The organism is Streptomyces sp. SID5643 (genome assembly GCF_009872555.1).
GTDB classification, from domain to species: Bacteria; Actinomycetota; Actinomycetes; order Streptomycetales; family Streptomycetaceae; genus Streptomyces; species Streptomyces iakyrus.
The window spans coordinates 1-21,199 of record NZ_WWIC01000166.1 but is presented as its reverse complement, the minus strand read 5'-3'; the positions used below and the strand labels follow the sequence as shown (position 1 = coordinate 21,199).

At 73.3% G+C, this 21,199-nt stretch carries 19 protein-coding genes; 10 read left to right on the top strand and 9 right to left on the bottom strand.

The genetic code is table 11. From position 1 onward, the window contains the following. The first annotated feature begins 128 nt into the window (after positions 1–128). The 4 genes from GTY56_RS19945 to GTY56_RS19930 all read left to right on the top strand — a co-directional run bounded on the left by GTY56_RS19945 (position 129) and on the right by GTY56_RS19930 (position 6,036). On the top strand, positions 129–3,311 hold the full coding sequence (locus GTY56_RS19945; RefSeq protein WP_161366715.1) for a cytochrome P450: 3,183 nt from the start codon (positions 129–131) through the stop codon (positions 3,309–3,311). 30 nt (positions 3,312–3,341) lie between these two features. Then, a complete protein-coding gene (locus tag GTY56_RS19940) occupies positions 3,342–4,316 on the top strand; it encodes a phosphotransferase (RefSeq protein ID WP_161366714.1) in 975 nt (324 codons plus the stop codon). A 93-nt stretch (positions 4,317–4,409) separates the two neighbouring features. After that, positions 4,410–5,699, top strand: a complete 1,290-nt coding sequence (locus GTY56_RS19935) for an ROK family transcriptional regulator (protein WP_161366713.1) — start codon at positions 4,410–4,412, stop codon at positions 5,697–5,699. A gap of 61 nt (positions 5,700–5,760) precedes the next feature. Beyond that, a complete protein-coding gene (locus GTY56_RS19930) occupies positions 5,761–6,036 on the top strand; it encodes a hypothetical protein (RefSeq protein WP_161366712.1) in 276 nt (91 codons plus the stop codon). Between the two features lie 92 nt (positions 6,037–6,128). Here the strand turns inward: GTY56_RS19930 and GTY56_RS19925 are convergent, their stop codons facing one another. The 4 genes from GTY56_RS19925 to GTY56_RS19910 all read right to left on the bottom strand — a co-directional run bounded on the left by GTY56_RS19925 (position 6,129) and on the right by GTY56_RS19910 (position 10,335). Continuing rightward, the gene (locus GTY56_RS19925) at positions 6,129–7,157 is read right to left on the bottom strand and encodes an NAD-dependent epimerase/dehydratase family protein (protein WP_161366711.1); all 1,029 of its coding nucleotides are present in this window, start codon (positions 7,155–7,157) and stop codon (positions 6,129–6,131) included. A gap of 84 nt (positions 7,158–7,241) precedes the next feature. Continuing rightward, positions 7,242–8,423, bottom strand: a complete 1,182-nt coding sequence (locus tag GTY56_RS19920) for an FUSC family protein (protein WP_237524937.1) — start codon at positions 8,421–8,423, stop codon at positions 7,242–7,244. A gap of 166 nt (positions 8,424–8,589) precedes the next feature. Next, the gene (locus tag GTY56_RS19915; protein ID WP_161366710.1) at positions 8,590–9,255 is read right to left on the bottom strand and encodes an HAD family hydrolase; all 666 of its coding nucleotides are present in this window, start codon (positions 9,253–9,255) and stop codon (positions 8,590–8,592) included. Between the two features lie 39 nt (positions 9,256–9,294). Then, positions 9,295–10,335: a PHP domain-containing protein gene (locus GTY56_RS19910; protein ID WP_161366709.1), complete on the bottom strand. Its 1,041-nt coding sequence runs from the start codon at positions 10,333–10,335 to the stop codon at positions 9,295–9,297. A 122-nt stretch (positions 10,336–10,457) separates the two neighbouring features. On the opposite strand from GTY56_RS19910, the gene GTY56_RS19905 reads away from it, so the two are divergent. After that, positions 10,458–11,267 (top strand): SDR family oxidoreductase, encoded by an 810-nt coding sequence (locus GTY56_RS19905; protein ID WP_161366708.1) that lies wholly within the window; start codon positions 10,458–10,460, stop codon positions 11,265–11,267. Positions 11,268–11,304: 37 nt separating this feature from the next. Beyond that, entirely contained in the window at positions 11,305–11,541 is a 237-nt protein-coding gene (locus tag GTY56_RS19900) for a hypothetical protein (RefSeq protein ID WP_161366707.1), read from the top strand. A 20-nt stretch (positions 11,542–11,561) separates the two neighbouring features. Here GTY56_RS19900 and GTY56_RS19895 read toward each other — a convergent pair whose 3' ends face one another. The 4 genes from GTY56_RS19895 to GTY56_RS19880 form a co-directional block, all read right to left on the bottom strand. Further along, on the bottom strand, positions 11,562–12,107 hold the full coding sequence (locus GTY56_RS19895) for a VanZ family protein (RefSeq protein WP_161366706.1): 546 nt from the start codon (positions 12,105–12,107) through the stop codon (positions 11,562–11,564). Between the two features lie 197 nt (positions 12,108–12,304). Then, positions 12,305–12,967, bottom strand: coding sequence for a DUF4230 domain-containing protein (locus GTY56_RS19890; RefSeq protein WP_161366705.1), 663 nt, complete (start codon positions 12,965–12,967; stop codon positions 12,305–12,307). Between the two features lie 105 nt (positions 12,968–13,072). Then, the gene (locus GTY56_RS19885; protein ID WP_346345522.1) at positions 13,073–13,450 is read right to left on the bottom strand and encodes an anti-sigma factor antagonist; all 378 of its coding nucleotides are present in this window, start codon (positions 13,448–13,450) and stop codon (positions 13,073–13,075) included. 190 nt (positions 13,451–13,640) lie between these two features. Then, positions 13,641–14,078, bottom strand: a complete 438-nt coding sequence (locus tag GTY56_RS19880) for a MarR family winged helix-turn-helix transcriptional regulator (RefSeq protein ID WP_161366703.1) — start codon at positions 14,076–14,078, stop codon at positions 13,641–13,643. A 103-nt stretch (positions 14,079–14,181) separates the two neighbouring features. Here GTY56_RS19880 and GTY56_RS19875 point away from each other — a divergent pair, with 103 nt between their 5' ends. Continuing rightward, complete coding sequence (locus tag GTY56_RS19875; RefSeq protein ID WP_161366702.1) at positions 14,182–15,636, top strand: aldehyde dehydrogenase family protein; 1,455 nt, start codon at positions 14,182–14,184, stop codon at positions 15,634–15,636. Between the two features lie 22 nt (positions 15,637–15,658). Next, positions 15,659–16,765 carry an NAD(P)-dependent alcohol dehydrogenase gene (locus tag GTY56_RS19870; RefSeq protein WP_161366701.1) on the top strand — a complete coding sequence of 369 codons (1,107 nt, stop codon included), beginning with the start codon at positions 15,659–15,661 and terminating at the stop codon, positions 16,763–16,765. 746 nt (positions 16,766–17,511) lie between these two features. Here GTY56_RS19870 and GTY56_RS19865 read toward each other — a convergent pair. Then, entirely contained in the window at positions 17,512–18,462 is a 951-nt protein-coding gene (locus GTY56_RS19865) for an NADP-dependent oxidoreductase (RefSeq protein ID WP_161366700.1), read from the bottom strand. Positions 18,463–18,533: 71 nt separating this feature from the next. On the opposite strand from GTY56_RS19865, the gene GTY56_RS19860 reads away from it, so the two are divergent. Both GTY56_RS19860 and GTY56_RS19855 read left to right on the top strand, forming a co-directional pair. After that, entirely contained in the window at positions 18,534–19,478 is a 945-nt protein-coding gene (locus GTY56_RS19860; protein ID WP_161366699.1) for a GlxA family transcriptional regulator, read from the top strand. A 273-nt stretch (positions 19,479–19,751) separates the two neighbouring features. After that, on the top strand, positions 19,752–21,199 hold a 1,448-nt coding region (locus GTY56_RS19855; RefSeq protein WP_161366698.1), incomplete at its 3' end, for an ATP-binding protein.

The following is a 21,199-nucleotide window of genomic DNA, read 5'->3' as shown; positions in this document are numbered from 1 at the left end:
GCCCCCGCGCAAGAGCGGCACGTGTGCTCCCCCTACACAATCATGCAGTGCCGCGGCGCCGCCTCCCGGGCGCGGTGGATCAGGCTGGAGCGCAGTACTTCCGTACCGCGAAAGGCAGTTGCCGCGTCATGCCCCCCACCGGACAGAACCCCCCGGCCGCCGACACCCTCCCCGGCGTCCCCGTCGCCGACATCTCCGCCACCGGACCCGGCGGTGCGCCCGTCCAGCAGGCCATGGACCTGATGCGCGAGCACGGCCCCGTGTTCGTGCGGCGGCTGTACGGGCGGGACACCCTGTTCGTGGGCGACCCGGACCTCGTTGCCGACCTCGCGGACGAGCAGCGGTTCGCCAAGCACATCGGGCCGGGGCTGGAGAACGTCCGCGAGTTCGCCGCCGACGGCCTGTTCACGGCGTACAACGACGAGCCCAACTGGGCCAAGGCGCACGACATCCTGATGCCCGCCTTCGCGCTGGGCTCGATGCGCACCTACCACCCCGTGATGCTGAAGGTGGCCCGCCGGCTCATCGCGTCCTGGGACCGCGACGCCCGCGCCGGGCAGCCGGTGAACGTTCCCGACGACATGACCCGCATGACGCTCGACACCATCGGACTCGCCGGGTTCGGCTACGACTTCGGCTCCTTCGAACGGGCCGAGCCGCACCCCTTCGTCGCGTCGATGGTCCGCTGCCTGGAGTGGAGCATGACCCGCCTGGCACGCGTCCCGGGCCAGGACTACTCGGCGCAGGACGCGGCCTTCCGCGACGACTCCGCCCACCTCGCCCGGGTCGTCGACGACGTCATCGCCGCCCGCACCGGCACCGACCAGAGCGACGCCGACGACCTCCTCGGCCTGATGCTCACGGCCGAGCACCCGGCCGACGGCACCACACTCGACACCGCCAACATCCGCAACCAGGTCATCACCTTCCTGATCGCGGGCCACGAGACCACCTCCGGCGCCATGTCCTTCGCGCTGTACTACCTCGCCAAGCACCCCACCGCCCTCCGGCTGGTGCAGCGCGAGGCCGACGAACTGTGGGGCGACCAGACCGACCCCGAGCCCACGTACGAGGAGGTCGGCAGGCTCACCTACACCCGCCAGGTGCTCAACGAGGCCCTGCGGCTCTGGCCCACGGCCGCCGTCTTCTCCCGGCAGGCCCGCGAGGACACCCTGCTCGGCGGGCGCATCCCGCTGCGCGCCGGACAGTCCGCCCTGGTCCTCACGCCGATGCTGCACCGGCAGCCCGTGTGGGGCGACAACCCGGAGCTGTTCGACCCCTCCCGCTTCACGCCCGAGGCGGAGGCCGGGCGGCCGGTGCACGCCTTCAAGCCGTTCGGCACCGGTGAACGCGCCTGCCTCGGACGGCAGTTCGCGCTGCACGAGGCGACCATGCTGCTGGCCATGCTCGTCCACCGCTACCGGCTGCGCGACCACGCCGGCTACCGGCTCACGGTCAAGGAGACCCTCACCCTCAAGCCCGATGGCTTCACCCTCGCGCTCGCGCCGCGCACCGCCGCCGACCGCGTCCACCCGCCGCTGCCCGGAGCGGCCCCCGCCAAGGACGCCGAGGCGCCCGCACCGCGGGGCCTGCCCGCCCGTGTCCGCCCCGGCACCGCCGCCCTCTTCCTGCACGGCAGCAACTACGGCACCTGCCGCGACTTCGCCGCACAGCTCGCCGACGAGGCCGCCGCCGTCGGCTGCGCCACCGAGGTGGCACCGCTGGACGCCTACGCGGGCGGCCTGCCCACCGACCGGCCCGTCGTCATCACCGCCGCCTCCTACAACGGCCGCCCCACCGACGACGCCACCGCCTTCGCCGCCCGGCTGGAGGAGCACCACGACCTGTCCGGCGTGACGTACGCCGTCCTCGGCGTCGGCGACCGCAACTGGGCCGCCACCTACCAGCACGTCCCCACCCGCATCGACGAGCGGCTCGCCGCATCCGGCGCCGGCCGGCTGCTGGAACGCGCCGCCGCCGACGCCTCCGGCGACCTCACCGGCACCGTCCGCACCTTCACGGCCGCCCTGCGCACCGCCCTGCTGGAACGCTACGGCGACCCGGACGCCACCACGCCGGACCCCGGGCCCACGACCGCCTACGAGGTCCGGACCCTGACCGGCGGCCCGCTGGACGCCCTCGCCGAACGGCACGAACTCGTCCCCATGCGCGTCACCGAGGTACGCGACCTCACCGCGCCCGGCCACCCGCGCCGCAAGCGGTTCGTCCGGGTCGCGCTGCCCGACGGCGTCACCTACCGCACGGCCGACCACCTCACCGTGCTGCCCGCCAACGCCGCGGACCTCGTCACCCGCGCCGCCGCCGCGCTCGGCGCCGACCTCGACACCGTCCTGGACATCCGCGCCACCCGCCCGCGCCGCGACGGCATCGCCGTGGACCGGCCCGTGACGGTACGGCAGCTCCTCACCCACCACGTGGAGCTTCAGGAGCGCCCCGGCGCCGGGCAACTGGCCGCGCTCGCCGCCGCCAACCCGTGCCCGCCGGAGCGCACGGCCCTGGCCGCCCTCACCGACGACCCGCGCACCCTCGTGGAGATCCTGGAAGACCACCCGGCGCTGCGCGGCGCCCTGGACTGGCCGCAGCTCCTCGACCTCCTCACCCCGCTGCGCCCGCGCCACTACTCCATCTCCTCCTCGCCGGCCGTCGACCCCGGCCACGTGGACCTGATGGTCTCGCTGCTGGAGGCACCCGCCCGCTCCGGCAAGGGCCTCTACCGTGGCACCGGCTCCGGCCACCTGGCCTCCGTGCGACCCGGCGACACGCTGTACGCGCGCGTACAGCCCTGCCGGGAGGCCTTCCGCATCGACGTCACCGGCGATGCGGCACCGGTCGTCATGGTCGCGGCGGGCACCGGCCTCGCCCCCTTCCGCGGCGTCATCGCCGACCGTGCGGCGGCCGTCGCGGCGGGCGCCGAACTCGCCCCGGCCCTGTGCTACTTCGGCTGCGACGCCCCCGACGCGGACTTCCTGCACGCCGCGGAACTGCGCGCCGCCGAAACCGCCGGAGCAGTCTGCTTGCGCCCCGCCTTCAGCGAGGCCCCCGAGGGCGAGGTGCGGTTCGTGCAGCACCGGATCGCCGCCGAGGCCGAGGAGGTCTGGGCCCTGCTGGACGCCGGGGCGCGGGTGTACGTCTGCGGAGACGGTTCGAAAATGGCGCCCGGGGTGCGGGAGGCATTCCGTACGCTGTTCCGCAAGCACACACCGGGAGCCGACGAGGGGGCCGCCGAGCAGTGGCTCGACGGGCTGATCGCGGGCGGGCGTTACACCGAGGACGTGTACGCCGCCGGCTGACCGCGGACACAGGGGAGGGGTGGGCACACGGTGGTGGACTCCTGGGAGCGGGCCCGGCACGTCCTTCGGGAGGCGGGTCTGGACCCCGGCCGCCTCGCCCACCTCGCCCCGATGACCGGCGGCACGTACAACGCCGTCGAGGAACTGCGCCTCACCGACGGCAGCCGGTACGTGCTGAAGATCCCGCCCCCCGCGGTCGTCCCCGGTCTGCGGCACGAGCGCGAGCTGCTGGTCTCGGAGGCCGAGTTCTACCGCTCGGCCGCCCGCGTCGAGGTCACGGCACCCCGGCTGGTGTCCATGAGCGACGGCTTCCTGCTGATGACCGCCTGCCCGGGCGTCCCGTGGGACGGCACCCTCACCGATGCGGAACACGCGTTTCTGCGCACGGAACTCGGCCGCCAGGCGGCCCGGCTGCACCGTGTGACGGGCCCCGGCTTCGGCTACCCGTCGGGCGCCCTCGGGCCGCTCGCCCCCGACTGGCGGACGGCGTTCACGGGAATGCTCGACGCCGTCCTCGACGACGCCCGGCGCTACGGCGCCCGGCTGCCCCGGCCCGTCGACGAGGTGGCCGGGACCGCCGCGTCCGCGTACGGCGCCCTCGACGAGGTCACCGTCCCGTGCCTGGTCCACTTCGACCTGTGGCGGGGCAACATCCTCGTCGACCGTGCGGACGGAGCGGCCCGCATCGGGGGCCTCATCGACGGGGAGCGCATGTTCTGGGGCGACCCCCTGGCCGACTTCGTCTCCCTGGCGCTGCTGGGTGACATCAGGAAGGACGAGGATTTCCTGGCCGGCTACCGGGAGGCCGGCGGCCGGGCGGACTTCGACACCCCGGCCCGTCTGCGTCTCGCCCTGTACCGCGCCTACCTGTACCTGATCATGCTGACCGAGACGATTCCCCGCCGCGTCGGCGCGGAGCAGGAGCGCCGGGTGTGGGAGGGGGTCGCCCCGGAACTCCTCGCGGCCCTGGACGAGATCGCCGGGGCCACCGGGACCCACCGTTAGCTCACATCATGAAATAAGGGGTGGGGGAAGGTCGCGCCGCACCTGGCTCCGACGGTATGTTGCAGGTCGGACAGGGGATGCGGAGGAAACCTCATGGCGGCGGGGAACGGGCGCACGGTACGCGATCTCAGGCGGGCCAACCGCACGGCCGTGCTGCAACGGCTCTACTTCGACGGACCGCTCAGCCGCTTCGAACTCGGCCCGGCGACCGGTCTGAGCTCCGGCTCCGTCAGCAACGTCGTCGCCGACCTGGTCGCCGACGGACTGGTCGAAGAGGCCGGAAGCGTCGACTCCGACGGCGGCCGTCCCCGCACCCTGCTGCGGGTCGCACCCGGCAGCGGCCACATGATCGGTGTCGACGTCGGCGAGACCCGGGTCCGCGTCGAGCTGTTCGACCTCACCCTCACCGAACTCGCCCGGGCGGAGCACCCGCTCACCCCGCAGCGGTACGAGGTCGAGGTCATCGTCGACCACATCCGCCAGGGCATCGCCGAGGTGCTGGACTCCGCGGGTCTCGCCCCCGAGCGGCTCCTCGGCGTCGGCATCGGCGTACCCGGCATCGTCGAGCGCACCCCTGACCGCGGGGCACTCGTGCATGGGCAGACCATCGGCTGGGACGCCGTCCCGCTGGAGGCCCTGCTCCGCTCCGGTTACCCGCTGCCGGAGACCGTCCCGTACTTCATCGACAACGGCGCCAAGACGCTGGGCCAGGCCGAGATGTGGTTCGGCGCCGGGCGCGGGGCCCGCAACGCCGTCGTCGTCCTGTTCGGCTCCGGCGTGGGTGCGAGCCTCGTCACCCCGGACGTGGAGCAGGGCCGCGCGGTCGAGTGGGGGCACCTGACCGTACGGGTGCGGGGCCGCCGCTGCCGCTGCGGGGCGCTCGGCTGTCTGGAGGCCTACGCGGGCGCCGAGTCGCTGCTCGCCCGCTGGCGGGAGGAGGGCGGCCGGGCCCCTGACGGCACCGACGAGGAGACCGCCCTCACCACGATGCTCGCCGCGGCCCATCCACCCGAGGGCGTCGCGGCGGACCCCGTCGCGCTGGCCGTCCTGGAGGAGACCGCCGAGTACCTGGGCGCCGGCCTGTCCGACCTGATCAACCTCTTCCAGCCCGAGCGCATCCTCATCGGCGGCTGGGCCGGCCTGGCGCTCGGCGCGCGCTTCCTGCCCGCCGTACGCCGCCACGCCATGTCGTACGCGCTGCGCCACCCGGCCGGGAAGGTGACCGTCGACCTGGGGCGGCTCGGACCCGACGCGGTCACGGTCGGTGCCGCGATCCTGCCGCTCGCCGACTTCTTCGCCCGCGGCGGGCGGCGCCCCGACCCGGCGCCGCAGTACCCGCTCCCGGCCTGGCGCACGGCCCTTCAGGAGCGGACCCCGCGCTGAGGTTTCGCCGATCACCGCGGAGGTACTCGCGTGGCGCCCGGACCACAGAAGGGAGCACGCCGTGACCGACCACCGCCTCGAAGGACCCGGCGAGAACGGTGACCCCATCCCGCGGGACATGCCGGACCAGCAGGCCGACGACGGCGAGGACCCGTGGGAGGTCGCCCCGCGCTTCACGGGCACCGGCAAGGACGACAAGCAGCAGAACGACGACGAGACCGACGAGCCCGCCGGTGACGTCCCCGACACGGACGAAGCGGGGACGGGCCGGCAGGGAGCACCGCACTCGGGAACGGTTCACCCCGAGCACCCGGTACCGGACGAGCCCTCCGCCTGAGGAGGGCATCCCACCGAGGGCCGCAGCCGGCTGTGGGGGTCGGCTGCGGCCCTCGGGCATGCCCGAGGGCCCGCTCGCGCGGCTCGTCCGGATCAGCCGACCTTGCGCCCCCGCAGCGGCTCCGTCGGCGCCCCCGCGCCCTGCTGGAGGCCCAGCAGGAACTCCTCCAGCACCTCGGGCGCCGTATGCTCCGGCCGCCAGCCGAGCTCCGCTCGCGCCCGCGTGCAGTCCATCAGCGGCAGTCGCAGCACCGCGTCGAACAGGTGCGGGGAGGCGGGCAGCAGGTGCAGGCCCCAGGCGGCGGCGATCGCCGACCGGGCGGCGCCGCGCGGCAGCCGCACCGGACGCGCGTCGAACATCTCGCCCAGCAGCCGCGCGTCGACCGGAGGGTCGGCCGCCAGGTTGAACGCGCCCCGGACATCCGAGCGCAGCGCCAGCCGGTACGCGTTCGCCGCGTCGTCCGTGTGCAGCGCCTGCATCCGCAGCCCGGGGATGTCCGGCAGGAAGGGCAGCAGCTCCGGGCGGGCCAGCGGGCCGGGCAGGAAGCGGCCGCCGAAGATGCGGCGCTGCTCGCTCGCCGATTCCCGCTGGAACAGGAAGGCGGGCCGCATCCGCACCACCCGCGTCCCGGGGTGGTCGCGCTCGAACGTGTCCAGCGCCCGTTCCAGGTAAGCCTTCTCCCGGCAGTACGCGGCGTCCGGCCAGCCGTGCGTCGGCCACGACTCGTCCACCGCCTCGTCCTTCGGGCCGGGGGAGTACGCGCCGACCGACGAGGCGTGCACCAGGGTCGGCACGCCCGCCCCGGCCACCGCCTCGAAGACCCGCATGCTGCCGAGCACATTGGTGCGCCAGGTCGCGGCCGGGTCGTGCGTCGGCTGGAAGGCCCACGCCAGATGGACGACCGCGTCCGCGTCCGTGAACCGCTCCACCAGATCGGCCCGCTCGGCCGCCAGATCGACGGCGGCCCAGTCCGTCTTCGGCGGCGACCAGTCGGGGATCCGCCGGGCCAGGCCCAGCACGGAGGCGACCTCCGGGTCCTCCGACAGCAGCCGCACCACACTGGTGCCCACGTTGCCGGTGGCACCCGTGACCACGATCCTCATGCCCGTTGCGCTGCTCACCTCGTGCTCCTCTCGGCCGCGGCCCCCCGGTCGGTGCCGAGTACCCGAGGGCCGCGGAAAGCACTACGACGGTCGGAAGCCGCGTCACTCGTCCTGGTCGCGGGGGACGGTTTCCGACCAGAGGTTCTCCGCCTGGAGCAGCAGCGTGCCCAGGACGGCCGTGTGGGCGGCCCCCTCCCCGGCGTGCCGGCGCAGGTTCTCCTGCAACTCCTCGTGCAGCTCTCGCATCGCCTTCTCGGTTTCGTCGTCCGGCCGGGCGGTCACGCTGCCGTCGAGCAGATTGTCGGCCTCGGCGCACAGGGCGTCCCCGATCAGCTCCAGCAGACGGGCGTAGGCGCGCAGGGCCGGGCCCTCGGGCGGGGCGGGCGACCGCTTGTCGTCCACCGACACCGCCAGGGCCCGGGTGAGCGTGGCGACGTGCCCGGTGACCCGGCCGAGCCGCTCGTCCTCGTCCACCGCGGGCAGGGCGCCCTCGTGCGGGACGCGGTGCAGGGCGCGCAGCGGGGCGTAGGTCAGGCGCAGGCTCTCCTGGCTCCAGCGGCGTGCCGAGCGCAGCGCCTGCAAACGGTGGTCCAGCCGGACCGAGGCACTGACCCAGCCGGCGGCGGTCTGCCCGTCCCACTCGCCCTCGCGCAGGTCACCGGCGACGGTGTGCAGCACGTCCCCCGTCTCCCGGGCGAGCGCCGCCAGGTTCGCGCGTACGTCGCGCAGGTGGATCGGCGGCAGGACGAGCGCGTTGACGGCGACGCCGATGACCGCGCCGATCGCGGCCTGCCCCACCCGGTGGCCGACGGCGGACAGGCTCACCATGCCCGAGGAGATGGTGAACAGGGCCGTGGTCGCCGCGTAGATGCCCTGGTCGCCGAAGCGGGGCCAGTTCGCCAGCAGCATCAGCACCGGTACCGACAGGGCGAGCGCGCCGGTCGTGTCGTCGGTGATGGCCTGCGCCGCCGAGGCGAGCAGGGTGCCGACGCAGATCGCCCCGAACTGCCGCGCGCCCTGCACCAGAGAGCTGAACACGGTGGCCTGCACCAGCACCAGCGCCACCCAGGGCGCCATCAGGGCCAGCGGGTCGCCCATCCAGACGCCGCCCACCAACCACGCCAGCACCGCCGCCCCGGCCGCCTTCAGCGACTGGACGACCAGATCCCGCTCCCGCCCGGGCCCCCGCCACGCCGCTCGCACGGCGTTCCAGGCGCCCCGCGTGTCGCGCCGCACGGCCTCCACCGGCCGTACGGTGCGCGCTCCCTGCTCAAAGGTGCGCATCCGCCCCTGAGCCGTCGGTGCTCCGTGGGGCCGGCCATCCGTGCCCGCCCCCGTGCTTCTGTCCTCGTCCTTCCGCCCGCGGAGGGCTCCCGCCGCCCGCCGTACCGCATTCATCACACGCGTCATGCGCTGTGGGTATCCGCTCGACCGGCGGTTTCACGCCGCTTCATGCAAGCGCCCCGTCGTCGAGGGCGGACAGCAGGTGTGCGGGATCCGCGTAGACCGCGTCCGCTCCGGACTCCTCCAGGTCGGCGCGCGGGATGCCGCCGCACAGGACGCCCACGCAGCGCACCCCGGCCCGGCTGCCCGCCCGCATGTCCCACACGGTGTCGCCGACGAACACCGCCCGCTCCGCCGGCACCCCCGCCAGCTCCAGGGCGTGCTCCACCGGCTCGGGGGCGGGCTTGCCCTCGTCGACGTCGTCGGCACTGGCCGTGGCGGCGATGGCCTCGTCCGCGTCGATGGCCCGCCGCAACGCGCTCAGCTCGGCGCCGCCCGCCGAGGTGGCCAGCACCACCGTCCAGCCGTCCCGGTGCAGTCGCCGCAGCAGCGCCCCGGCCTCGGGCAGCGCGGGCAGCCGGTCGAAGTACTGCCCGTACAGCGCCTTGTGCCCCGCGCTGATGTCGGCGTCCTGGTCCTCGTCCCGGTCGTCGCCCAGCAGGTGGGCGACCAGATCGGTCGACGGCAGGCCCACGGCCCGGTGGACGGCGTGCATCGGTACCTCGTGGCCCGCCTGCCGGAACGCCTCCCACCAGGCCACGACGTGCAGATGGTTGGTGTCGACCAGCGTGCCGTCGACGTCGAACACGGCCGCCCGTCCCGAGCTTCCCATCAGTGCAGTCCCTTCCTCGGAGGACGCGCGGGTACCACGTCAGCCGCCCGCCACGCCGGACGGCAGCCGTCGCTCACGGGTCCAGGCCAGCAGCTCGTCGAGGGACCACGTGGTCACCACCCGCTCTGGTGGCACCCCGCACTCCTCGGCCCGCGCGCACCCGTTGATCTGCCAGTCCAGCTGCCCGGGCGCGTGCGCGTCGGTGTCGACGGAGAACAGCACCCCCGCGTCCACGGCGCGGCGCAGCAGCCGCCGGGGCGGGTCCAGCCGTTCCGGCCTGCTGTTGATCTCCAGGGCCGTGCCCGTCTCGGCGAGCGCCGCGAACACGTCGTCCGCGTCGAACTCCGACTCCGGCCGCCCGCGCCCGGTCACCAGCCGTCCCGTGCAGTGCCCGAGCACGTCCGCGTGCGGATCGCGTACGGCGGCCACCATCCGCCGGGTCATCGACCGGGCGTCCATGCGCAGCTTGGAGTGCACGGACACCACCACCACGTCGAGCCGGTCCAGCAGCTCCGGCTCCTGGTCGAGCGTGCCGTCCTCGTGGATGTCGCACTCGATGCCGGTCAGCAGCCGGAACGGCGCCCATGTCTTGTTCAGCTCCGCCACCACGTCCAGCTGCTCCCGCAGCCGCTCGGGCGACAGCCCCCGGGCGACGGTCAGCCGCGGCGAGTGGTCGGTCAGCGCCGCCCACTCGTGGCCCAGGTCCGCGGCGGCCCGGCCCATCTCCTCGATCGGGCTGCCGCCGTCCGACCAGTCGGAGTGCAGATGACAGTCACCGCGCAGCAGCGCCCGCAGCTTCTCCCCGCCCCGGACGGCCGGCTGCTCGTGTGCCTCGCCCTCCAGCTTCGCCAGATAGCCGGGCACCTGGTCGGCCAGGGCCTCCCGCACCACCTGTGCGGTCTTCGGGCCGACGCCCTTGAGCTTCTCCAGGGAGCCGTCCGCCGCCCGCCGGCGCACCTCGTCCCCGCCCAGGTCCTTCAGCACCCGGGCCGCCGTGCGGAAGGCGCGCACGCGGTAGGTCGGTGCCAGGGACCGCTCCAGCAGGAAGGCGATCCGGTCCAGTGCCTCGACGGGGTCCATCGCCACCTCCACCTCAAGGGTTCCCCAGTGCCCCGCGGGCCGCACGACGGGCGGACGGTTTGCCCGGTGTCCCCCCGGGTACTGCGATGCCTCGCCCTGCCCCGCCGACGAGGAGGCTCGTCATGTCCGCCCCCAGCGCGTCCCCCAGCAAGGTCGCCGTGATCACCGGCGCCGACTCCGGCATCGGCCGCGCCACCGCCGTCCACCTGGCCCGGGCGGGAATGGACGTCGGCATCACCTATCACAGCGACCGCAAAGGCGCCGAGGAGACGGCCGACGAGGTGCGTGCGCACGGGCAGCGGGCCGAGGTCGCCCGCATGGACCTCACCCGGCTGCCCGACGCCGCCGACACCGTCGACCACCTGTGCGAGCGGCTCGGCCGCATCGACGTGCTGGTCAACAACGCCGGGACCGGCACCATGACGCCCTACCTGGACCTGGAGCTGTCCGACGTGCGCGAGGTCCTGGACGTCGATCTCGTCGGGCCGTTCCTGTGCGGGCAGAAGGCGGCCCGGCACATGATCGACCACGGGGAGGGCGGCCGGATCATCAACGTCACGTCCGTGCACGAGCACCAGCCGCGGGTGGGCGCCGCCCCCTACTGCGCCGCAAAAGGGGGGCTCGGGCTGCTCACCCAGGTCATGGCGCTCGAACTGGCCGAGCACCACATCACCGTCAACGCCGTCGCCCCGGGCGAGATCGCCACGCCCATGACCGGGCAGGAGGACACCGACCCGCACACCGAGAGCCGCCCGGGCATTCCGCTCGGCCGGCCCGGGGACGCCCGGGAGGTCGCCGCGGTCGTCGCCTTCCTCGCCGGTCCGGACGCCTCGTACGTCACCGGCGCGTCCTGGAGCGTCGACGGCGGCATGCTCCGGATGGGTCCGCAGGCCGGTTCGCACCTCACCGGTGACGACTGGCGCCGTCCCTGAACCCGCGCCGCCGCCGGTTGCGTTCTACGCTCGATGCATGACCGAAAGCGCGAGCCCGTACATGTCCCACCCGCGGATCCTGGTGCTCGGGGTGCAACCCGGTACACCGCCCTTCCGGATCGTGCAGATCGACGGCCAGGTGGTCGGGGAGGCCCGGGCCGTCACCGACGTGCTGGCGGCCGCGGCCGCGTTCGGCATCACCGTGCACGACATGGACGACCCGGACGTGGTCCGGTGGGTGGGGGGAGACAAGTTCACCTGGACAGTGCACTAGGCGGTGCGGCGTGACGCGTCCTACGCCTTGCCGGCCGGAGCCTCCTCTCCCGCCCGGCCCCGGCGGGGCCTGCGCGCATGGACGGCCCTGCTGAGACGGCGGCCCAGGAGCAGGTAACCGATGAGCGCGCCCGTCGTGTTGAGGATCACGTCGTCGATGTCGAAGGCGCGGCCGGTGACCAGCGCGCCCTGCGCGAACTCCACCAGGAGCATCACGATCGCGGTCAGGAGCAGCACACGCAGGATGCCCCGGGTGCGCGGGGCGACCACCGGCACGAGGACGCCGAAGGGAACGCCCAGCAGGATGTTGCCGCCGATCTGCTTGACCGCGTCGCGCAGTTCGGGCTGGTCGAGATAGGCCTTCAGGGAGCTGCCCGGCGTCAGGTTGCTGTGGGTCAGCGCCTCCGAGGCGGGCGAGGGCTGGAGGGTCAGCCGGGCCAGCACCACCGCGAAGGCGACCATGAACGTGAACGCGCACAGCATCGCCAGCAGCCGCAGGGGCAGCGGGAGCGGGCGTCGCTCGCTCCCGGACCCGGCGGCCCGGGGACGTGAGGCTGCACTGGCCATTCGGTCCTCCAATCTTGAACTTCCCTGCGTGACACGGCGGTTACCCCCGGTCGGGCCGACGATGCCGTGGGGGTCCGTTCCCGGCCACGGTCCCCGGCGGTTTCGCCGGGGACCGTGGCCGGGGATCGCTCCCACCCTCCGTTTCCCACGTTCGACCGGAGCACACCTGCCCGGGTTCCGCCGTGTACGGAAGCGGGTCAGCTCCCGTAGGAGACGTGCACCTCCTTGAAGCCCAGGGAGCGCAGCAGCCCTTCGAGCATGCCGGTGGTGTTGGACTCGGCGCGTGCGGTCAGCTCGCTCTCCTTCGCCGCGTCGCCGATGTGCCGCACCGCGAGCTTCTGCACGGCCTGTTCGCCGTTGGGGTTGTCCGAGAAGAGGTCGCCGAGGCGGTCGAAGAGACCGCGCTGCTTGGAGACCGCGTAGGAGCGGTCGGGGTCGAGGGCGGGCTTGCCCAGCTCGGCGTGAGGCAGCCGGAGCGTGGCGGACGTGCGGTCGCCGTTGACCTTCACGTCGTTCTCGCCGATCTTGCCCAGGTCGACATAGGCGTCGACGGTGCCCGCGCCGACGTACAGGGTGCGGGTGCCGCGGATGGCGTCGGGCAGCAGTTTGGCGTCCTTCTCCAGGTCGACGACGACCTGGAAGTTGCCGGAGGCGGCGTCGTAACGGCTGATGTCCTGGATGGACTTCAGCAGCGCGGGACCGGACCGGTCGTGCGTCTCGGTGCCGAACAGGTCCTTCAGGCCCGGGATCACGCTCAGCCGGAGCCCGGCGAAGAACACCACGAGCACCAGCACGAGCGCGGCCACCACCTTCGCCCAGCCGGGCATGCGCCTGGGGAGGCGCTTGACGGGAGTCGTCATGCGACGGCCCTCCTTCCTACTGTCCGGATGCCCGCCACGACCCGGGCCAGACCGCCGAGTTGAAGAGACAACGGCTCCGGCGGAAGCGCACAGGGCGCACACCCGTCACGGTCGGGAGGTCGCCTCCGGCTGCTCCAGCGCGGCGTCCAGCGTGGGCTGCGGCGGCAGGATCCTGGACAGGCCGGTGATCCGCAGGACGCGCAGCGTGAGCGGATGCGCGCAGACGAGCAGCACCTGCCCCCGCCGGTCCAGCACCCGGCTGCGGGCCCGGTACAGCAGCCGCAGTCCGGAGCAGTCGAAGAAGTCGATCCCACTGAGGTCGATCACGACGCGGGCGGCGGGGCGGTCCGTCTCCCGGTCCAGGTGCGGTGCGATCTCCGTGGCCGCGACGAGGTCGATCTCACCGCGGAACTCCAGCACCGTGTGCCCACGTTCCTGGCGGACGCGCAGATGCCGGGTGAGCGGTGCAGGTTCCTGCCGCACGACGAGATCGCCTCCAGCCTGCTCCGTGCGTGGGAGGGGCCACGGCTCAACACCGCTCCCCGCCCTGCAAGTTACCCTCCAACGGGTGAATTTGAGCATGTTCGATTGACATATGTCTTTGAATTCCGGCCGAGTTGGCCGGGGTTCACGCCGGGGCGTGCGCGGGGGCGCCGCAGGGGCGCGCTCCGGGCTACGACAGGGCGTGCCAGGCCCTGATGAGTGCCTGGCGGAACTGTTCCGTCTGGTGCGCCGTGAGGTCGCGCACCATCCGCTCCTCCAGTTGCCGGACGGGTCCGGCGTGCCGGGCGAGCAGCTCGCGGCCGGAGTCGGTGAGCAGGATCAGCAGCTCCCGGCGGTTGCGGGGATTGCGCTCGCGGCGCACCAGCCCGCGCCCCTCCAGGGAGCGGACCAGGTCCGCGATGGACTGGGCGGTGACGAAGGAGTCGCGTGCCAGCTGGGCCGCGGACAGCCCGTCGTGCCGCTCCAGCACGGTCAGCGCCGTGTACTGCAAAGCGGTGATCCCGGAAGGTCTGACCAGCTCGTCCAGGTGGGAGCGCACGACGAGCTCCACCTGCTTGACCATGTAGAGCAGGGAAGGGGGCGCCTTGGTCACCTGTGTGTCGAGCATGGGAGCAGGCTAGACCATTGACAGGAAACCTGTCCGTAAACAGACTGCACACAGACAGGAATCCTGTTTGTTGAAAACTTAGCGACGACGCTGAGGAGTGGCGATGACCACCTTCGAGAGCACACCCGGGCAGCTGTTCATCGGGGGCCGATGGCGCGAAGCCGCCGACGGAGCGCGCACCGAGGTGGTCGACCCGTCCCGGGGCACGGCCGTCACCACCGTCGCCGAGGCGGGCCCCGCCGACGTCGACGCCGCCGTGCGCGCCGCCCGCGAGGCCTTCGACGACGGTGCCTGGTCCGGCCTGAGCGGCCGCGAACGCGGCCGGGTGCTGCACCGCGTCGCCGGACTGATCAGGGAGAACGCCGACGACCTCGCCGCACTGGAGAGCCTCGACGTCGGCAAGCCGGTCACGCTGTGCGGAGCGGTCGACGTGACGAACGCGGCCAACGACTACGAGTACTTCGCGAACCTCGCCCAGAGCCAGGACGGCGCCCTGCGCGAGACCCCCATGAACGCCCTCGCCTACACCCGGCGCGAGCCCCTCGGCGTGGTCGCCGCGATCACCCCGTTCAACTTCCCGCTGATCCTCGCCGGCTCCAAGCTCGGTCCCGCCCTCGCGGCCGGCAACACCGTCGTCCACAAGCCCGCCGACGAGACGCCGCTCAGCGCCCTGTACATGGCCCGGCTGCTCCAGGAGGCGGGCGTCCCCGACGGCGTGGTGAACGTCGTGACCGGCACCGGCCCGGTGGCCGGCGAGGCGCTGCTGCGCCACCGCGGCGTCGACAAGGTCGCCTTCACCGGTTCCACCGCGATCGGCCGGCACGTGGCGAGCGTCGCGGGGGAGGCGCTCAAGCCCGTCACCATGGAGCTCGGCGGCAACGCCGCCCACATCGTGTTCGAGGACGCCGACCTGGAGAAGGCGGTCGGGGCGGTCATCAAGGGCTTCGTCTTCAACACCGGCCAGTTCTGCATGGGCGGCCCGCGCCTGCTGGTGGCCCGCTCGGTGTACCCGACCCTGCTCGGCATTCTCGCCGAGGCCGTGCCCGGCGTGCCGGTCGGCGATCCCCGCGACCCGGCCACCGTCGTCGGCCCGATGGCGGCGGAGAAGCACCTGAAGAAGGTCGAGGAGTACGTCGCCCTGGCCCGCATGGAAGGCGCCCGCATCGTCTGCGGCGGCGAACGGCTCGACCTCCACGGCGGCTACTACTACAAGCCCACCGTCATCGCCGACCTGGCGAACGACTCCCGCGTGGTCCAGGAGGAGATCTTCGGCCCGGTCCTCACCGTGCAGCCCTTCGACGACGAGGACGAGGCCGTCGCCCTCGCCAACTCCACGCCCTACGGCCTGGCCTCCGGCGTCCAGACCAGCAACCTCGCCCGCGCCCACCGGGTCGCCGGCCGGCTCCAGGCCGGCATCGTCTGGGTCAACGACTGGGCGATGCTCGACCCGGCGGTGCCCTTCGGCGGAGTGAAGGACTCCGGCTACGGCCGCGAGTACGGGCCCGAGGCCCTCGCCGGTTACACCAAGGTCAAGTCCGTCGTCGTCTCGCTCGACTGAGAACCGTCCAGGAGCCATCACGATGCCCACCACCACCCGTGCCGCGGTCGTCGAGTCCGGCGGCGCGCCCTTCACCCTCTGCGACGTCGTCCTCGACGCACCCGGCCCGCACGAGGCACTGGTCCGCATGACCGCCGCCGGACTGTGCCACACCGACCTGGGCGTGGCGAGCGGCGGACTGCCCTTCCCGCTGCCCGGCGTCCTGGGCCACGAGGGTGCCGGCGTCGTCGAGGCCGTCGGCTCCGCCGTCACCGGCGTCGCGCCGGGCGACCACGTCCTGCTCTCCTTCACCTCCTGCGGCGACTGCCGCAACTGCCGCGGCGGGCACCCCGCGTACTGCGCGACCTGGCTGCCGCTGAACCTCATCGGCGGCGGCCGGGCCGACGGCACCAGCACCATCAGCCGGGACGGCGAGGCCCTGGGCGGCCACTTCTTCGGCCAGTCCTCCTTCGCCGAACGGGCCCTGGCCGACGAGCGCAGCCTCGTGAAGGTCGACCCGGACGTGCCGCTCGCGTCGATCGCCCCGCTGGGCTGCGGCGTACAGACCGGTGTGGGCGCCGTGTGGAACGTCCTGAAGCCGGAGACCGGCGGCACGGTCGTCGTCCTGGGCGCCGGAGCGGTCGGCCTGTCGGCCGTGATGGCGGCCGCCATCACCCCGGCCACCACGATCGTCGCCGTCGACCGGGTCGCCGAACGCCTGTCGCTGGCCGGGGAACTGGGGGCCACCCACACCGTCGACACGAGCGGGACGGACCTCGCCCCGGCCCTCGCAGAGATCACCGGCGGGCAGGGCGCGGACGGGATCGTCGAGACCACGGGCAACGTCGGCGTCCTGCGGCAGGGCGTCGACGCGCTGGCCGCGCGCGGCACCCTGGTCGTCGTCGGCGCCCCGCCCTTCGGCACCGAGGTCGCCCTGGACGTCAACGGCCTCCTCGGCGGCAAGCGGATCGTCGGTCTCACCCTCGGCGACAGCGAGACCCAGACCATGATCCCGGCCCTGGTCCGCCTGGTGAAGGACGGACGCCTCCCGCTGCACCGCCTGATCAGCACGTATCCCTTCGGGGACATCGACCGGGCGGTCCAGGACATGAGGTCGGGCAAGACGATCAAGCCGGTCCTGACGTTCTGACGCGGCCGGCCGACCGACCGGGGCACGGCACCACAGCTGCGCTGCTCGGGTGGGGCGTCTCGGAGCTCGGGGGTTCTGGTGTGCGGGCGGGCGCGGGCCGTCGGTGGCCGGCGCGCAGTTCCCCGCGCCCACAGAAAGGCCGGACCCGCCGGCCGCCTGGAGAACGACCGGCCGGGCCGACAGGCAGACCGGACCGACGGCCTTCGGCGGTGCCCGGCTTCGAGGCCGGCGCGTCGACTGCTCGGGGATCGGGCAGGCAGGAGCGCGTGAGCCCCCGCCGACGGCGGCCTCGCTCCCGGAGCGGCCCGGGCGTACCAATGCATGCCGCTCCGCGCTCGACGGACCGGACCCGGCCGGGCCCGGTCCGTCCCGACGCGTTCGCGGTCACCCGGTGGAGCCGTCCGGGCCTCGTCGTGCGCGGAGTCGCCTCCCGCCCGGCGGCGGAGCCGTGTTCGGCCGGTCGCGGCCCCTCGCGCCAGAGGGCAGCCCGGCCGGTGGCCGGTTGCGCGCGTCGTGGTGCGCCGCTGTGGTGGACCCGCGCTGGGCCGTGGCCCCTGCTGCGGACCGGCCGCAGGTGGAGGCCCCGGGGCCTCCACCTCCTCTGGGCCGGGGCTCCCGGCGGCGGCCCGCCTCGCGCCCGCGTCTCCCGGCGAGGCGGCTACAGCCCGATGTCGAGGTCGTCTCCGAGAAGCACGCCCTCACGAGGCACGGCACAGGCGACGGGCCCGCCGCCCGGGCCGGCGTGTTCAGTCGTTCAGCAGCACCAGCTTCCCCGTCGTGCGGCCGGTGTCGCCGAGGGCGTGTGCCTCGGCGGCGTCGGCCAGCGGGAACGCGCCGGCGATCGTGGCGCGCAGCTTCCCCGCCCCGACCAGGTCCGCGATCGCCTCCATGCCGGTGCGGTCGGCGTCCACCAGCATCCGCAGCGCCCGCACACCGAGCCGCTCGGCCTCCTCGTAGAGGTCGTCCGAGCCGACCGGGAGGATCGACACCAGGACGCCGCCGGGGCGCAGCACGCGCAGGGAACGCAGGGCGTTGTCGCCGCCGATCGTGTCCAGGACGACGTCGGCGTCCTTCACGGCCTCGGTGAAGTCCGTCTCCCGGTAGTCGATCGTCTCGTCGACACCGATCCCGCGCAGGAACTCGTGCTTGCCCGCGCTCGCGGTGCCGATCACGTACGCACCGCGCGCCTTGGCGATCTGCACCGCCACGTGCCCGACCCCGCCCGCCGCCGCGTGGATCAGCACCCGCTGCCCGGGCCGGAGGTCCGCGTGCTCGGTGAGTGCCTGCCAGGCGGTGAGCGACACCAGCGGGAGCGCGCCCGCCTGGGTGTGGTCGACGCCGGCCGGCTTGCGGGCGAGGGCACGGACGGGGGCGATGACGTACTCGGCGTGCGAGCCGTGCCCGTACGGGTACGGCAGCATGCCGAAGACCTCGTCGCCGGGCGCGAAGGCCACCACGCCGATGCCGACCGCTTCCACGACCCCGGAGACGTCCCAGCCCAGGACGAAGGGCGGCTCGCCCAGGAACCCGCCGGTCGCCCGGTGCTTCCAGTCGGTCGGGTTGACCCCGGCGGCCCGCACCCGGACCAGCACCTCGTTCGGCTTCGGCACCGGGCGCTCGATCTCCACTTCCTTGAGGACCTCGGGGCCGCCGAGGACGTTCTGGCTGATGGCTCGCATCGTGTTCTGTGTGCTCATGGTCAACCAGCGTGCCGGGCGACGGACCCCGCGCCAATGGCAAGATTGCCAACATTCGATACGATCGTGCCATGCGGCGTGAACGAGTGGTGGTCTTGGCCCTGGACGGGGTGTACCCCTTCGAGCTGGGCATCCCCAGCCGGATCCTCGGCGCGGCCGACGGCCGGTACGAGGTCCTCACCTGCTCGGTCGACGGCCGTCCGGTACACACCAACGCGGACTTCGGCGTCACCGTGGAGCACGGCCCCGAGGCTCTGGCCACGGCGGACACGGTGGTGATCGCGCCCGTCGCGCCCGACCGGCTCACCGACGAGGTGCCCGGCGACGTCCTGGCCGCCCTCGCGCTCATCCGCCCCGGCACCCGCATCGTCTCCATCTGCACCGGCGCCTTCGTGCTCGCCGCCGCGGGCCTCCTCGACGGGCGCCGGGCGACGACCCACTGGCAGGTCGCCGACCACTTCCGCCGCATGTTCCCGCGGGTCGACCTCGACCCGGACGTGCTCTTCGTCGACGACCATCCGTTCCTCACCTCCGCCGGGGCTGCCTCCGGCGTGGACGTGTGCCTCCACATCGTCCGCAAGGACCACGGCAGCCAGCTCGCCAACAGCGTCGCCCGCCGCTGCGTCGTCCCGCCCTTCCGGGACGGCGGCCAGGCCCAGTACATCGAGCAGCCCGTCCCCGAGCAGGGCGCCGCCGGCACGGCGGCCACCCGCGCCTGGGCGCTGGAGCGCCTCGGTGAACCCCTCACCCTGGCCGACCTTTCCGCCCACGCGCGGATGAGCCGGCGCACCTTCGCCCGCCGCTTCCACGACGAGGTGGGTCTCAGCCCCGGGCGCTGGCTGATCCAGCAGCGCGTGGCGCGGGCCCGGCATCTGCTGGAATCCAGCGACCTGACGGTCGACCAGATCGCCGGCCGGGTCGGCTTCGCGACCGGTGCCTCCCTGCGCCAGCACTTGAACACGGCGATCGGTGTCTCACCGCAGGCCTACCGTCGCACCTTCCAGACCGCGCGCTGACACCGACGGCGGGAGGCAGGTGCCCGCTTCACCTGAGGCGACGCCAATTCCACTGACAGCAAAGCCATTTGTCGACCTGTTGCCTTCTCTCGGAGCGTGACGGAACCCTCACGTCCCCAGGGGGTCGAGATTGATCCTTTCGGGTCCAAACCCGATAGGGTTCCGATCGGCGCTGCGAGTTGACGCGATCGCGTCCAGTCGACTCGCGGTGCGTACTCATGAGTGCGGTCCACACACCCCCCCCGTTCGATCGTGTTGCTTCGAAGGATGCAGATGGAACTCGCCACTCCGCCACCGGCGGCGCGGGCCCCTGTCGCCTGGTACAGCTGGTGGTTGATGCCGCTGGGCTTGGGAGGCGGGACCGTTGCCGCCACGTTCATGAGCTCGGATCGAATAACCGCGGCCGTCGCCGGAATCGCGGCGACGGCGGCCGGTGCCGTGTGCGTACGGCTGCTGCTGCGCACCCGGGCCCAACTGCACCGGGCGGAAGGCTCCTTCCGCACCACGCAGGCCGAGCACAACCAGCAGTGGCAGCAGCATGTAGCAGGTCTGGAACGCAAGTTCACCGCTGAACGCGCCGCGCTGGAATCCCAGCTCAACGAGCAGAACGCGGCGTACGAGCGACGCCTGGCCGACCAGAGCGCGACGTACGAGAAACAGCTCGCCGACCAGAGCAGCACGTACGAGACGCAGCTCGCCGACCGGTCCCGCGCCTATGAGGAACGGCTGACCGAGCAGGCCACCTCCTACGAGGCCCAGCTCGCCGACCAGGCCGAGGTCTGGCAGGAACAGCTCACCCACCAGCTCGCCGCGGTCGCCCGGCTCGCCGACGAGCAACTGCCCGACGCGATGGAGAAGCTGCGCGCCGGCGACGCCATCGACGACCTGCTGCCCACCGTCAACCAGTGCGCCAAGGTCAGTTCGGAACTCCAGGCCGAACTGCGCAAGCTGTTGCGGACCTCCCTGATCGGCCTGGAGGCGGAGTTCGACCGCTCCACCTCCGCCGAACAGGCCGTGATCAGCATCGGCAACCGTATCCACGTCCTGACCAGCAAACTGCGCGGACGTCTGCACGAGATGCAGGGCGAGCACGGCCGGCTGCCGGCCGTCGCCCGGGGCCTGATGGAGCTCGACCAGGAGCTCGGCCCCGCCGACTCGCTCGCCGCGAGCATCGGTGTGCTCGGCGGTTCCGACCGGCCCGGCCGGCAGTGGCAGGAGCCGCAGCGGCTGCTGAGCGTGGTGCGCGGCGGCATCGGCCGGATCAAGGACTTCCACCGGATCCAGGTGCGCCACCTGCCCGAACTGGGCGTCGACGGCGGCCTGGTCGACCACCTCACGCTGATCCTGGCCCACCTCCTGGACAACGCGGCCCGCTACTCGCCGCCCACCGAGCCGGTGCTCATCTCCGGCAAGGAGGTCCCCAACGGCGTCGGCATCGAGATCCAGGACTCCGGCAAGGGCCTGAGCGAGGAGAAGAAGCGCGAGGCCGAGCACGCCCTCGCGGGCACCGCACCCGGCGCGGGCCTCGGCGGCATCACCGAGGACGCCAACATCGGCCTGCGTGTCGTCGGTGCCCTCGCCCGCCGCTACGGCATCCGCGTCACCTTCGCGGACTCGCCGTGGCTCGGAACCTCCGTGGTGGTCGTGGTCCCGCACAAGTACTTCAGCCCGCTGCCCGCGGCCGCGACCGCACCGGCCGCCCCCGCCCCGGAGGCGCGCAC